Genomic DNA, 13,769 nt, shown 5'->3' on the forward strand with positions numbered 1-13,769 from the left:
GGCGGTATTAAGCGGATGAATTATCTGAAAGAGTGCTTCGAATGAGCGGCGCCAATCTACGTGATGAGGAGGCTTGGGCCGTTGCAAATTGGCCGATTTTCATTCTCGTTCTGAAACGAGATTTCCCCGACCTTTGGGAAAAATACCTTGAACAAGAAACTCGGTATGGCCGGATCAAACATGACATTTGGTACGAAATCGGACGCGCCGGGGCGATAATGTTTCCCGGCACCACTTTGACCTACATCACGTATCTGCTCCTAGAATTGCGGACAAACACAAGGCGAGAACAAGGGCTCGCTTGGCCGGATGACTGATCAAGTTCGGTGGGATGTCTTTGCTCGTAACTCGGCCAACAAAGCCTTCCGTGCCTTCGGATTGGCCTCAATCGGGAACCCGCCGAATCGCTCTTGAAATTCCTTGGCGTAACGCTCTTCCTTGAAACAGAAGATATGATGGAACGTCGCCCAGTCGCCGACGCTGCGATGCCGCGGCGCTCCGCCAAATGCACGGGAGAACTCGTCGACCTCCGCCAGATTCGGAACCTTGCCGTTCGGGGAGTGCCGGGCGATGTGAAACGGGTATTGGCTATCCAGGCTCGACAGCTGGAACTCGCCTTTTCGGTAGACCATTGCTCACTCCCGAGAGGGCCGGATCACCATGCCCTCGAAGAAATCGACGCGCTTGGTGTGCCATCCGCCGTTGTCCAATTGGAATGCCAAGCTCCCCGTTGTCGGCCGCGCTCCGCACTTGGCACACACCGCGCATCCAAAGAGCGCGAAGAGTGAGCCGGGACGCCGAAGCATGTGTTGCAGGAAGTCGATCTTGCCTTCATGCCTGCAACGCCGGCATTCAATCGACATGTGCGTCCAGCCAAACTCCAGTGCCTGGTGAATTGTTTGGGGTGGGTTGTCTCTCCCCATGTCAGTCGTCCGGTTTGTAGGGGATCGGCACCTCGGCGCGGGTCAGGAGATCCTCCCAGCGCCCGCGGGAATAGCCCCTCGAAATGTCCCGCGCGAGCTGCGCGATCTCTTCGTTTCGTTGTTCAAGCTCGATCTGGCAATGATCCAGCGCCACCAGCAAGACGCGAACGGCCGCCCTCGCATCGCCCTCGCAGGCTGCGATTGCATCATCGACACTGGTTTCTAGATCATCGGGGACCGGCTCAGAGGCCGGCGTCCCCATCAGTTCGCAGTTTCGTCCGGTGTCAGCGTCACGCCGACCCATCGATCCGAAATCTCGCGCATCTCGCGATCGAACATCTCCTTGAGATGAGCGCGCAGTTCCTCAGGATCATCGATCCATAAAGGGGTCTCGCCATGCTTTACCTGGAGGTCGCGCAACGCCAATCGGGCCGAATCGAGCTCGTTGTCGTTGGCGAAGCCGCGGCGCACCATTCGGCGGAGAGCAAGCATGGCATCGCCGCCGGCATCATGCAGCCAACTGTTGACGACAGCCTCGAAACTGCAATCGGGATTCATGCTGTCGAGCCGCTCGAGGTCATCGAGCGAGATCCTGTCATCACCAGGTTTCGCCTTGGCTTCGTCGAAGATTTGAAGCTCTGCCCGCGCCAGATCGAGTTCGCGGGCCATATTCGTGCAGGCGCGCAGAAGAACCAGTTGAACCCTCTCGGGATCGGCGAGCTTGGAGCGCAGGTCGTCAAGCTTTCTGGCTTCCTCGTAGGTGGGACCAGATTTCTCGTCGATATCGACGGTAACGCGTCGCTTTTCCAACACTTTCGCCTCCATCTGCGGTGTCGATCGAGGAAAAGGCTAATCCCGATTTTCGGATGAGTCGACTCTTTTGTTCTCATTTCGTTCACGTCATGCTAAGACGCTCGCCCTTGGATCCAGAACGGAAGGACATTGAAATGACCGGTACCGTCGACACCTGGAAACCGACCGAAACATCGCAACCGCTGGGCGTGTATGTGCGTGGAGCGACCGAGGCGGAACTAGAACGTGGTCATGCCGCTGCGCTGGCTTTCTTCGCGAAGAATAATTGCACCGCCGAGCAAGCCGCCGATGGCGCCTATGCCTACGAAGGCATGATGATGGGTGAGGGTGGCGCGACGAAGGAAGAAGAGCGCCTCGCCGATATCTGGGAGAAGGCTCGCGCAGTGGCCGCCGCCGCCATTTGTCAGGGCTGGGCGAACCCGGCACCGCTTGCGTCTTTCGGCCTTGGCTATACCGTGCAGCAGCTTGCCGAATTTGCCGACGGCAATTGGGAGAGCGACCCCCACTCGCCCATCTAGGGAGCTGCCAGTGTGCAATCTGTTCAACCAGCGCATGACGCAAGAGGAACTGCGGCTCCTGGGTCCGGTCATTCGAGACACGGTCAACTGGCCTGACGCGGTCGATGTCTATCCAGATTATCCGTCACCGATCATCCGGGACGGAGCCGACGGCGTCCGTGAACTCGTGCTGGCGCGCTGGGGCATGCCGACGCCTCCGAAATTCCTCGAAGGCAAGAAGAGCGATGCCGGCGTCACCAATATCCGCAACGTGTCCTCGCCTCATTGGCGACGCTGGCTCGGCACGGAAAACCGGTGCCTGGTGCCGATGACCGCCTTCTCTGAATATTCTGACAGCGAGAAGAACGAAAAAGGCGGCAAGGCGTTGAAGTGGTTCGCGCTAAACGATAACCAGCCGGTCGCCTTCTTCGCCGGCATCTGGACCAACTGGACTTCGGTCCGGAAGGTGAAAGAGGGCGAGGTCACGGCGGATGTCTTCGGGTTCCTGACGACCGAGCCAAATGCGGTTGTGAAGCCCCATCACGCGAAGGCCATGCCCGTGATCCTCACGACTGCCGAGGAGCGTGAGACGTGGTTGCGGGCGCCATGGGGTGAGGCCAAGTTCCTGCAGCGCCCGCTGCCAGATGATCAGCTCGTGATCGTTCCGAGGCCGGCGAATGCGAGCTCGGCGGAGCGATGAGGCTGTGGCCTGAATTTCGCCGCGGCTCGGTGCTGCTGCTCAAACAAATGCCGTGGCCCAATCATCCGGCCACGATCCTGCCAGGAGAGCCGCCCGAGCTCGTGCCCGGCGAACGGCCCGGCCTGGGCGCCTTCATAGTCACCGCGACCTTCACTGCGATCATCGTGCGCGTTGACAACATGAGCTTCAGATTGGAGCCGGAGGGCGGGAAGCTCGGCACCAGGTGGGTCATTATCTGGGCTCGAACAGAAACCGAATCTACACCGTTCCGTCGCTGAGTCCGTTGAGAGGTAGAGACGATGGCCGATCCCGCTGAGCCGCTGTTCGATCTACCGTTTGACGGAGAGATGCCGATGCCAGCCGCCCTTGCCCGAGCTCCAGCCTATGCTGGCCCGTTCGCCGACGAGCTCGCCAAACTGATGCGCGAGAACCCGACGCCAGATCCACGGCGCTGGGAGCAGGCGAAACGCGATGCGATTGAGTTCCTATCGGACTGGGGCGACCAGGCGGCCGAGTTCGGCTGGACGGCCGAGGAGCTATTCGGGCTGCATCCCGTGGCACCACTGACCCGCTACGATGTCATGGGACTGGTCTGGCTACTCAACGGCAAGGAAGTCAGTGAGATCGACGAGCGCACAGCCAAAATTGGGGCGACAACATATTATCGGAAATAATGGCGAGCAGCGTTGGTTGCACCCCGGAGATCCCCATGCTTCTTCCCAACGATAGAAACGATATAGAGACGGAAATTATCGAAGAAGCAGCCAAGTGGACAGCACGTTCCGGCGAAATCACACTTCAATCGGAAATTTACGAAGATCTAGGCATCTATGGCATGGATGTCTGGGAAATATCCCTTTTACTCCACAACAAATATGGAACTGACTTCAGCACCTTGAGGTTAGACGAGTACGTACCACCTGAAGGCAATCACGCTCTGACATTCTTTTGGCGATGGCTGAGGGGCAAGGGGGAATACAGATCGCTCACCGTTGGCATGTTAGCCGAGGCAGTTAGGAAAGGCCGGTGGGCTCCATGAATGGTAAGGGGCACTTTGATCGACGAGTGAATGGCGAAGATCGGGCCGACGACGTATTATCGGGCAAAATCCTATTAGAGCAATGGGGACTCTGGATCATCAAGATCCTCGGGCTTACCCCCTTGCTCGAGGAGCGGCATAACCTTTTCTGTGGCGATGAAATGTTCATCCGCCTGCGTCACATGTCCAACACCAGCAATTAGTTCAAATAACGGTATTTCGTCGATCTCAAGCCAAAAATATATTTCATCTGCACTAAAAAATGCGGAAATTTTCGGTTTATTCAGGCGACCATGATGTCTCCTATACTTCAGATAAAAAGCGAGAAATCTCGCAAAGGACGGCCCTTTGCTTGAATTTCGAAGGGCGACCTCTGCAGCTCCATCTGGAGGGCATGTCAATTTGAAATGATAAGCCCAACCGTTCCTCTCATCTAGCGGCCGCAAAATTCCCAATCGCCACAAGTAATCCGCCATGTATTCATACTCGGACATGGAGATATGATAGAAATACGGCGCCTGAATAAGTATGTTTGTCGAGTGCTGTACGAAGGTTTCGCCTCCGTAGACGTCGGCGACGCGCTGAGTGAAAAATTCAGCTATTTTTCCGTAAATTTCTTTCTCTATCTCATTCATGAAAGCTCTACCGGTATTGTATGCGATCGTCAGAAGCAACATCGCAAATAATATGTTGATGTTCAATTGCGAAAGAGCCCCTCCACCCCGAAGGCCAGAGGGGCACTGAAAGGCGTTGCAAAAGTCGGACGCAAAATCGTCACTTTAATCGGAAAGCGCACCCAATCGGGTTGCGTGGAGGCAAGATGCAGTCGCCCGAAAGAGAAAGGCCTTCGCGTCGTCCGCGAAGGCCTTTCATTATTTTCTGCGGGGTGCTAGCACATCTTTTGCCCTACATGGTTCGAGTGGAGTAGCTCGACTTTGCCCCGCCGCGGCGGGGCGAGTAGGTGCGTGAAGTAGGTCACGCGAAGCGCCTTCCTAAACCCCAACCATCAGGCGTTGTCAAGGGAAGCGCCATACCAATCATAAAAAACATGAAAACGCTCCAGCGCGCAACGAATTTTTTTGTCAGCCGGCCACTACCAAATCAACGACAACCTTGCGCTCGATAGGCCTGACTGCCACTATTTTAACTTGAACCTCATCTCCTACCTTGAACGACGAAAGAGTTAGTGGCCGAGGAATCTGACTGATGTGTACCAATGCAGAAACGGTCTGGTTGAAATCCACGAAGAAACCATACGGCTTTATGCGGGCAACCTTGAGATTCACTGTCGTATTAGGTGGGAACTCTTCTCTTGCTTTCATCCATTCTTTCATCCCTAGACTTATCGATGAATCTTCAATGCTGGCTTCTGCAACTGATAGGTCTACCAAGTCGGCAAACTCATTTTTTTCCAGGAAGGCCGCAGTCTGAATCGCCTTAGTTCTTACGTCTTCCAGATACGAATGGGTTTCGAAGGCGTTTTGCCAAGCCGTGACGAGGCCATAGTGCGAGCCAGCATCGGCCATACGAGCCGCAATTCTCTCGGCGAGTTGGTGATCGTCGAAATAGATATCCTCAGCCACTGCAGCCCAGTAATTCACATCAGACAACAACTCTAGGTGCACCACGCCAGCCGGAGAAATTTTCGCCAAAGTCCCTTCGGATAGGCCCTCGACTCTAAAATCCTCGCTCAGGATACAATGCCACTTCGCGAGCGTTTCAACCGCTGTGATGATGTCTTCACTCTCAAAGCCATATGGCGTTAGAAAAGTAATTAAATCGCGAAGTGGAAAATAGCCAAGCACTCGGCTGCTACCTCGTTTAGTGCTTCTTTGTTTAAGCCACGACAGAATGGCGAGATGCAAAAAATATTCCTTAGGGGCTGCATTCTCTCTCGTAGCAAAAATATTTCTTACATATGTCTTCGAGCCATCATAATAGCGCCGGTTTTGCCGCAATAGAACGCGAAGCATTATATAAAGAGGTATCTGATAGGTCCCAGTTGCTCGCTGGATCTTTAAAATCTCGCTTTCCGGAATGTGGCCGCTGTTACAGAATTCGAGGAATATTTCGAACGCACGACGAAGGTTCCCTCCAGCCAGTCCCAAAACCAGCCTACTCACTGTTCGATCCTCGGCAAAAATCGATGTGACTATGGCCGTAAGGTATTTTGCTTGATCGGCCGCGTTGTAATCTACATGGAACCCGTTCTGTAGCTCATACCTGTAGGTTTTCTGGGACGCATGCAGTTGGTTGAGCGCCATCTCCAGTCGCTTTGATAGCACATCGTGAAACGACGGCGCTTCGATACGGAAGACCATATCCTTGAGCGCGGTATCAAGAGGCGGCTCATCGCTATGATTGTCATAGGTCTCTTCCCGCAATGGCAAGACTACGAGTGCCTTGAACTCCCTTTGCAGCCATTGCGCAGCCTCGAACATAAGCAGCTGTTCTTCTAAAAGTCGCTTATCGCAATTATCTAAGACGATTATTACGAGTTTTCTTCTTTCTCCGCCGCAATACCGACAGAACGCCTGAGTCGTTTTATGTCGATCTTTGCCAAGATCTTTGAGCACAACATATAACTCAGCGTTGTACTGTGGCGTATTTTCACCCAGGAGACTTCCGGCCTGCTTTCTGAACGCGTTAATTTCCACGCTATAAAGCGACTTAGCGTTCTCCGTTTCTTCGAAATCCACCTCGGGGAATGAGCCTTTGATTGAAGCGATAACTTCTTCACGCAGCCAGTTGTAGATCTCCTGTCGATTGACCGGCGCATAGTTCATGTTGAGGTGCACCCATAGGGTTCCATTGCGAACCTCGGGAGGGAGAGCCACCTCCTGAAGATAGTCTACAAAAGTAGTCTTCCCAGCTCCGGCGCTTCCAACAAGGAGCATCACCTTATGTTCAAGAGCGGCCCGAGAGCCCTTAATTTTGTCGATTAAAGGTACCGGTCTTCCTGTGTCCTCTACTAGGCGCGCTCTTGAGTGACTAAAAGGTGAGGCGGCTCTGATGATGTTGTCGATCGGGGGCACATAGCGACTGCGCCGTGATGAGGTGACATAGGCCTCTCGAACAACCTTCGCCCTATCGTCCCGGCTAACAGGCGAAAACGTTGCACCGAGATCAGCAGATATCGTTGCGCCAAAGGTGTTCATTCCCATGGGCTCGTCTTGCATGGACTGGCCGCCGATGAGAGACCGCGGTTTCCATGTCTTCGGAGGTGCAAGAACCGCTTGAATTTTGGCGGCTCTTGCCTTTAACGCACTGGCGCCGACTGCCTTCGCCAGCCCTTCGAGGCATTCGCTGAACGGCTTCAAATCGGTGGTCGATACCTTATATGTAGGATCTTGGTGATCTGCAGGTCCCGCCCAGAGATCAACGCCGTTTGTTGCGATGGCATAGAAGGCGGGCGTCACTCCTGTGGGGTAGATGGCGTTAAGCTCAGTTGCGTAAAGTCTAGCTTCCCTGAACGCCTCGTTCAGGTCCAGTTCGGTCGCTGGCTTTGCCTCCACAACCACGAGAGGGAGCCCAGCGGAAAGAAGAATGTAGTCGGGGTAGTAGACCTTTTTGAGAGCGCGTTTCTCAAAGGTGAACTTTCGAATGTTCACTTTGGTTTGGATGTCGTCTCGTGCAATGCCGAGCCCATCAGGTGGCGCGGCCGTTAGCAATGGGAAGATAAATTTCTGTTCAACGTCACTCTCAGAGTTGAACGTCTCTACTTTTTTTCTTTTACTCAAGGCCCACCCCATTCGTGTCTTTTGCAAACGGAGCACGATCACGTTCAATTTGCAAACGTCGCCTGATGCCCCCTTCATTGGATTCGTGGCGCATTAACAGTGTCATTGACGAGATGGCGCTGTTCGCCCGTCGCTAGAGGGGGGGCTTTTTGCGTCGCCTATATTATCTCGGCAAGACAGTCGAACGCGCCTGGATCTTAATAGCCGAAACGACAAAAAGCGCCCCGATCCCGAAGGACCGAGGGCGCCAAAATTACAATTTCGGAACAACCGGCCACCCGTTTGCGTTCTTCAAAAGCGCCGCATAGGCGCGCTTGACCTACTAACCGACCCGTGTGGATGCGGGTTCTCTCCGGTGGCCGGTTCGCGTAATTCCCACACTCTTGGGCCGGTCACCCCAAACTGGGGAGATGGCCAATGGTCCCAATTTTCTGCTCCCTGGAGCGATCTTTTGATCATCACCAGATCGAGGTCAACGTGACCCAAATCTGGTACATGGAGGGCGATTCAAACACGACCACCATCTATTTCGACCATGATAGATTCATTGTTGTAAGCGGTGGTATCGATCAAGTTCGCCTTCGGATCGAAACAAGTGCCCTAGCTTCGAGGTCGTTCAGCGACGGGGCAGCCGTCGACCAGGCGCGACACAGCGGATAATTGTACGTTCAATTTTTCACACGCATGTCACGCTGAGCCACGAAATTATTGAGGGCGGTATAATGAGGTACCGCAGGCAACGAACTTGGCCCGGCGTGTCCGACATCGCCGGGCTTTTTATTTGCCTGCTTACGGCCCCCAGCCGAACAGCTTCTTGGCAAACGACACGACTGCCGAGAAGTTGGTGATCAGCATCCAGAAACCGGTCCCGATGGCTGAGATCGTGATGCCGGCGAGGGTGACGACGCCCATCAGCTTTCCGTCGAACTGCTCGAGCTTCACGATCCTGGCATCGTGCCCGTTCACGGCATCCGGCAATGGGTTGAGCTTGTTTTCGACCTTATCCAGCTTCTGCAGGATCCGGTGGTTCTCCGCGATGGACTGTTTGAGGTCGGTGGTAATGGCCTGCATATCCTCGCGCATCATCTCGACCTTGGCGTCGAGTTCGCCGACCGCGCGATGCAGCTCCGCTTCCCCGTAAGATCTTGCCATCATCTCCAACCCCAGCATACGAAGAAGCGGTGCAGTGCCATTGAGAAGCGTGTCCCTCAGGGACCAGGTGAAAGGCCGCGGCATAGCCTGGTCTCGCGATCCAAACGGTCGAGATCCCCGACGACAGGAAAAGCATCGGGATGAGCATCGAGATAGTCGGCAGCACGATTGAGCGATGACGCCGGCAACGGATTGGGGCAGATCGGAGCAAGCTGGCGCTTGATCTCAGCTTGCCGGTTTGCTGCCTTCGCCGGCACCGTTGCCACTGCCTTGGGCGGCGGCGCGTGCGCGCAGCTCGGCAGCCAGATCGCCAGCAGAGCCAGCGGGAGTAAGTTGCGAGCGCGCATCGGCAACTCCGGTGATGACCTGTTGGGTTTCGGTGGCAGCAGATGAGACGGCCGCCTTCGTGATCGCCTCATCTGCCTTCTGCTGGGTCTGCCAGGCCGTCAGCCAGTCGGTCGCGGCCTTGCCGAAGGCGTCGAGGAACAGAGCCAGCAGCGCAGACCAGAACGCGCTCATGCGGCTGGCGCCGGGGCAGGGGTGGGCGACGGTGCCGCCGGCGCGCTTCCAGTGATTACGGGCGTGCCGTTGATCGAAGAGACGCCGGCCGCCGGATCAAGATTTAGCCTGGCGATGATCTTCTGGGCGATGGCATCGAGGCCGCCCATCCATTCGATCAGCCACTGAGGCGCATGGACCGTGACATAGTTCAAAGCCTGAGCGAGTACAGCGTTGCCGACATTGACGTTCAGCGTTTTGCCCGCCGTGGCGCCCTCGACAGCGTTGATCGCATAGCCGATCGCTTTGGTCAGCATCTGATCGACTTGGGCAGTGGTGATGATCTGCGCGATCTGTGCCGGGAGCTTCCGGACGATCCAGGCGATCAGAGCGCCGGCAATCGCAAGGACGACGGTGCCAATATCGCTGATCCATTGCCCGATCGGCAGGGACACTGCGGTAGAAGCCGCGTCGGTCGCTGTCTGAGCGAGTGCCGGTGCGACGAGAGCAAACAGTGCCACAACGCCGGCCCAGGCATAGGCAGGGAGGAGGGGAGTGACGACGCCGACGGAGAAGACCACCAGGCCGACCAGCGGGTGAAAGAAGACAGACGTCACCAGCGCGAGCGCCAGCAGCGCCGCGAGATATAAGCGGTTCATCGGAAGATCCTGCTGTGAGGAGGGATGCTCGGCAGCCGGCCGGGCGCGGGAGGCGGCCAGCAACGGCCGATTGACTACTTCCGCCCACTATTCAATGTTGGCGAAAAGCAGGGGGAAGACATGAAGGGGTGGGTACTCGTTTTGGCCTTGGCCATCGCTGGATGTAATGGAGCGCCCCACGCCTACATGTGGAAGCCGAACGCATCCAATGACATGAAGGGTCGTGACCTGACTGCCTGTGTGAACGCAATTCCAGAGGGCTCGCACCAGGATGCTGCAGCAAAATTCGTCGACAATTGCGTGAGGGCGAAGGGATACAAACCCCTGTTCATCCCTGGCTGTCCGAACTTCACTGAGACCAACTACGTGAGAGCGCACCCCTATGAGGAGCCGAAATGTGATGCCGGATAAAAGACCGGATCATCGCTATTCATAGTTGCGCCGGGCCCGGATTATTTGATCATCGCTAGCGCGGTCGCTTGGACGTGATTGACGCGGTTGGTCCAGCCGCGGCCGAATGTCAGCCACGTCTTGAGACGGCGCATGAAGCCGAGACGGCGGGCGCAAAGCTTGCGGATCAGGGCTGCGCGGTCGTTGACGTTCTGCACGGTCCGAAGCGTGTTGATGCCGATGTTCCCGTCGACCTTCGCTCCGACACAGGCTTGCAGATCCCTGATCGCCTGGACCGGGCCGGAGTTCACCGCCTCGTCGAAGACGACATAGTCGATGGGGGATGGCAGTTCGGCGTAGCGGATCGGCTGGGCATATTGCTTGTCGAGGATCCGCGTCGCCTCGGCCAAAGTTAGAGCTGCAACCTCGGGCGGCATCGCTTTCCGACCGAGCTTACGCCAGGCGCCGAGAGTGGCGGCAGTGATGCCGTACTTCGTAGCGCCGCCCGGATCCTTCGGATGGTTGACGTAGCCGCCCTCTGATCCGAAGACGAGCTTGATCGATTGGGCGAGAGTGTCGCTCATTGGAAGGGCCTCAATAATTTTCTCTGTTGGATTCGTGGGGCGATTTCAGGCGGATAGCCAAAAAAAACGCGTCGGCTTGGAACCTCGCGGGAGGTAGCCAGTTGTTGTGGGGCGAAGGGTAGAGGCAGACTTCGTGACGTCAGTGTACCGAGATGTCCTGACGCCGCGGCCCAGTCAGTTTTCCCGCCAGAGCAAGACTGATTGGGCCGCAAATTTTAAGGAACAATGATCTCTAATCATCGTTTTTAGCGCGCAGAGCCGGCGATGATGTGCGCCCCTGCGCTGGCTTTGCCCGTTGGCGCCAACCGCGGCCCGGCTTACTTCCGACCCAGCTAGCCGGGCCGCACGGTGAAAAAAGGCCTTGGAACATGAAACTAAGGCAGTCAGTTCATCCTTGCGCGAACGTTCTGATTTGTGCCGTCTATTCGAAGGTTCTTGGTTGTCCGGCATAGTGGCTCGATACCGTTTCAGCCGTTCCCGGGTGGTGGGCTGCGGTGGCGGATTATTTGGGAACCAGGGGCAGAGAGGAGCGTTTGGAAAGTGCGAGGTCTGGGCGCTGTCCAACTTCGCGGCGGCTCGGCCCGTACAGATCGACCCAAGATCCAAAGGGCCGGGCCGCACTTATGTCAGGTTCCGATCGCAAGAGCAGCACCCCACAGTGCACCGGTAATCAGTTCGCCGACGGCAATACCGCTGCTAGGCCGCAACCGCCAGCCGACCTCGTAGGCGGCAACCTGCAGCGGCCCCAGCAGGATCCATTGCCAACCGAAGCAGATCGCGGTTGGTATGAGGAACAGCGTTGTCCGATAGCCGAAGGCGAGATAGGGGCTGTCGAAGGACCATCGGATGAACAGCGCCTCGTACCAAGACGGCTCGCGATCTGTCGGCCCTGGCCCGCGTCCAAGTCCCTGAAGGAAGCCCCAAGCCGGCGTCGACCAGGCGAGCCAGCACAGGGCAAAGATCAAGTATGACGCCCAGCTCGGCAGCCCGAAAGCCGACACACCGGCCGTCCATGCCATCAGCGCGATGAACGGGGCGGCGGTGATATCGCCGTTGCCCGGGATGCGCTGGAGAAGAGAGACGAACCTCGATCCGAAGAGGCCGCCACCGCCTCGGATGTGGTTCAGAATGGAGAAAGCGGGGATGAGCAGCAGCCTCACCATTTGCGGATCTCCTTGGAGACCGCGGCCCAATATGGCGCGTTAGGCTGGCGCGTGGCGCACGACATCAGGGCAAGCGCCAACGCCCCGACAAGCAAGGTGCGAAGCATGCAAAACTCCAGCGTTTTAGGGATGGTGCTCGACGAGAACTCGCGCCAGTCCGGATAAACCGACCGACCGCGCCGACGCCGGATTGAGGTCGACGATGCGCCCCCGAATGAAGGGGCCGCGATCGTTGACACGGCAGACAACAAAACGGCCAGTCGCCAGCACAGTCACCCTGAGGTGCGACCCGAACCGAGCCGTCCGGTGTGCGCAAGTCCGCGCGGACGTCGGGAACGGCTCTCCGTTGGCCGTGCGGCGGCCACTCTCTCGGCCGTACCAGGATGCGATGCCGGTCTGGTCACCAAAGGCGGGATCGATCGAGACAACAGCCCAGATCAGACCGACGGCGAGGGCGACGGGGCCGACGTCGCGGCGGTCGATAAGCAATGCAGCTTCTCCAAAAGAAAAGCCGCCCCGGAGGGCGGCTGAGATGTCAGGTCGAATGTTGGCTTCGCGGCGGAGCTATCAGCTCGGAAAGGCCTTCTTAGGCGGCGCTGGTTCTTTCCGCATCACCTTGCGCGAGAGCGAAAGGACGCGATCGCGCAGATCGGGAACGACATCAATCGGCCCCCTCGGATAGTGCCATTTCAGCCATTCAATAAGCTTGCGCCACCGTGATCCAGGGGCCGCATTGGCATTGGCTCCCCAGCACCGCTTTACAAGGCGGTTTCGCTTCCGCGGGCTGCCGCACGTATATTGGAAGGTGCGATTATCGGCGATCAAGAGGCCTTCTTGTTCGCCAAGTCGGAAGGTTTGGCTCTTCGGCCAATCGTCGGGCAGCCAGCGTCCGCCGAAGCGATCGACAATGATCGGCTTCAGACCCCTGGCAACGATCTGTTTGGTCATCCCATTCGGCCCCGCCTCGAAGCAACTGCCGTCAAAAAGTGTTACCTGCGGGCCGACATCGAGCGAGTTGAAGATCTCGGTTCTGACCATGAAGGCATTGGACCGAATTCCCACGTTGGGAAATGGCGTAGAATCATTGAGCGATTCGTAACCGCCGCTGGCTCCCACGATCCCGCAATCGGGGATGCTGTCGAAGGCGCGGAGGTAATGCGATAACCAGTCTGGTGCGAGAATTCGGCTCCATGAAGTCAATGCAAGCACAAATTCAGTCTTACACGTGGCTGAGGCTTCTCTGATAACCGCAGTTGGCGGCTTTTCGTCAGGGAAGGGCAAAACTTTGACACTGGAAGCAGGGAGCGCAGACAAGAGGCCTGTATGGCCAACCGGTTCACCTGGACGGTAACCTTTGGCCGCAACTATCAAATCATACTCAGCGCCGGCCGGATGTTCTTTGAGGCTTCTAAAAAATGCACATGCATATCTTGGGTCGTTGATTTTTCGCCACAAGAATATGACAGTAATGCGCGCCATAGATATCTGACAATCCTTGACAGTTCGCGATCATATAGCACGCGAGTGCCTGCGCCTCCATGTCTACCTTAGTATGAAATCAGATGAGCTTGTCTTCAATGTGACGGCAGGCTAGCGTCGCTCGCGCATGAG

The 13,769-nt window shown here is 56.7% G+C and carries 18 protein-coding genes; 6 read left to right on the forward strand and 12 right to left on the reverse strand.

Going from position 1 to position 13,769, the window contains the following annotated elements; all coding sequences use genetic code 11:
* Window positions 1-41 precede the first annotated feature (41 nt).
* Window positions 42-317 (forward strand): hypothetical protein, encoded by a 276-nt coding sequence (locus tag ACR9ZN_RS09230; RefSeq protein ID WP_481272021.1) that lies wholly within the window; start codon window positions 42-44, stop codon window positions 315-317.
* Here ACR9ZN_RS09230 and ACR9ZN_RS09235 read toward each other — a convergent pair whose 3' ends face one another.
* From ACR9ZN_RS09235 to ACR9ZN_RS09245, 3 genes are all read right to left on the reverse strand, one after another.
* Window positions 318-632: a hypothetical protein gene (locus ACR9ZN_RS09235; protein ID WP_481272022.1), complete on the reverse strand. Its 315-nt coding sequence runs from the start codon at window positions 630-632 to the stop codon at window positions 318-320.
* Between the two features lie 292 nt (window positions 633-924).
* A complete protein-coding gene (locus ACR9ZN_RS09240) occupies window positions 925-1,185 on the reverse strand; it encodes a hypothetical protein (RefSeq protein ID WP_481272023.1) in 261 nt (86 codons plus the stop codon).
* Entirely contained in the window at window positions 1,185-1,733 is a 549-nt protein-coding gene (locus ACR9ZN_RS09245; RefSeq protein ID WP_481272024.1) for a hypothetical protein, read from the reverse strand. Before ACR9ZN_RS09245 ends, ACR9ZN_RS09240 begins: the two co-directional genes overlap by 1 nt.
* A gap of 137 nt (window positions 1,734-1,870) precedes the next feature.
* Here ACR9ZN_RS09245 and ACR9ZN_RS09250 point away from each other — a divergent pair, with 137 nt between their 5' ends.
* From ACR9ZN_RS09250 to ACR9ZN_RS09270, 5 genes are read left to right on the forward strand one after another with little or no spacing between them, the layout of a single operon-like run.
* On the forward strand, window positions 1,871-2,254 hold the full coding sequence (locus ACR9ZN_RS09250; RefSeq protein ID WP_481272025.1) for a hypothetical protein: 384 nt from the start codon (window positions 1,871-1,873) through the stop codon (window positions 2,252-2,254).
* Window positions 2,255-2,264: 10 nt separating this feature from the next.
* Entirely contained in the window at window positions 2,265-2,933 is a 669-nt protein-coding gene (locus tag ACR9ZN_RS09255) for an SOS response-associated peptidase (RefSeq protein ID WP_481272026.1), read from the forward strand.
* The gene (locus ACR9ZN_RS09260) at window positions 2,930-3,211 is read left to right on the forward strand and encodes a hypothetical protein (protein ID WP_481272027.1); all 282 of its coding nucleotides are present in this window, start codon (window positions 2,930-2,932) and stop codon (window positions 3,209-3,211) included. The genes ACR9ZN_RS09255 and ACR9ZN_RS09260 overlap by 4 nt, the downstream gene beginning before the upstream one ends.
* A 21-nt stretch (window positions 3,212-3,232) precedes the next feature.
* A complete protein-coding gene (locus ACR9ZN_RS09265; RefSeq protein WP_481272028.1) occupies window positions 3,233-3,607 on the forward strand; it encodes a hypothetical protein in 375 nt (124 codons plus the stop codon).
* Between the two features lie 35 nt (window positions 3,608-3,642).
* Complete coding sequence (locus ACR9ZN_RS09270; protein ID WP_481272029.1) at window positions 3,643-3,972, forward strand: DUF1493 family protein; 330 nt, start codon at window positions 3,643-3,645, stop codon at window positions 3,970-3,972.
* Between the two features lie 74 nt (window positions 3,973-4,046).
* On the opposite strand, the gene ACR9ZN_RS09275 is transcribed toward ACR9ZN_RS09270, so the two are convergent.
* From ACR9ZN_RS09275 to ACR9ZN_RS09315, 9 genes are all read right to left on the reverse strand, one after another.
* Entirely contained in the window at window positions 4,047-4,673 is a 627-nt protein-coding gene (locus ACR9ZN_RS09275) for a hypothetical protein (protein WP_481272030.1), read from the reverse strand.
* Between the two features lie 381 nt (window positions 4,674-5,054).
* A complete protein-coding gene (locus ACR9ZN_RS09280) occupies window positions 5,055-7,754 on the reverse strand; it encodes a type I restriction endonuclease (RefSeq protein WP_481274338.1) in 2,700 nt (899 codons plus the stop codon).
* Window positions 7,755-8,501: 747 nt separating this feature from the next.
* Window positions 8,502-8,867: a hypothetical protein gene (locus ACR9ZN_RS09285; protein ID WP_454813746.1), complete on the reverse strand. Its 366-nt coding sequence runs from the start codon at window positions 8,865-8,867 to the stop codon at window positions 8,502-8,504.
* Between the two features lie 222 nt (window positions 8,868-9,089).
* Window positions 9,090-9,383: a hypothetical protein gene (locus tag ACR9ZN_RS09290; RefSeq protein WP_481272031.1), complete on the reverse strand. Its 294-nt coding sequence runs from the start codon at window positions 9,381-9,383 to the stop codon at window positions 9,090-9,092.
* On the reverse strand, window positions 9,380-10,084 hold the full coding sequence (locus ACR9ZN_RS09295) for a hypothetical protein (protein ID WP_481272032.1): 705 nt from the start codon (window positions 10,082-10,084) through the stop codon (window positions 9,380-9,382). The genes ACR9ZN_RS09290 and ACR9ZN_RS09295 overlap by 4 nt, the downstream gene beginning before the upstream one ends.
* A gap of 389 nt (window positions 10,085-10,473) precedes the next feature.
* On the reverse strand, window positions 10,474-10,995 hold the full coding sequence (locus tag ACR9ZN_RS09300; RefSeq protein ID WP_481272033.1) for a glycoside hydrolase family 108 protein: 522 nt from the start codon (window positions 10,993-10,995) through the stop codon (window positions 10,474-10,476).
* Window positions 10,996-11,621: 626 nt separating this feature from the next.
* Window positions 11,622-12,158 carry a hypothetical protein gene (locus ACR9ZN_RS09305; RefSeq protein WP_481272034.1) on the reverse strand — a complete coding sequence of 179 codons (537 nt, stop codon included), beginning with the start codon at window positions 12,156-12,158 and terminating at the stop codon, window positions 11,622-11,624.
* A gap of 123 nt (window positions 12,159-12,281) precedes the next feature.
* Entirely contained in the window at window positions 12,282-12,647 is a 366-nt protein-coding gene (locus tag ACR9ZN_RS09310) for a septal ring lytic transglycosylase RlpA family protein (protein WP_481272035.1), read from the reverse strand.
* 78 nt (window positions 12,648-12,725) lie between these two features.
* Window positions 12,726-13,637, reverse strand: a complete 912-nt coding sequence (locus tag ACR9ZN_RS09315; RefSeq protein WP_481272036.1) for a hypothetical protein — start codon at window positions 13,635-13,637, stop codon at window positions 12,726-12,728.
* Window positions 13,638-13,769: the final 132 nt, after the last annotated feature.

This window comes from Labrys sp. HAY1-8F, assembly GCF_056754975.1.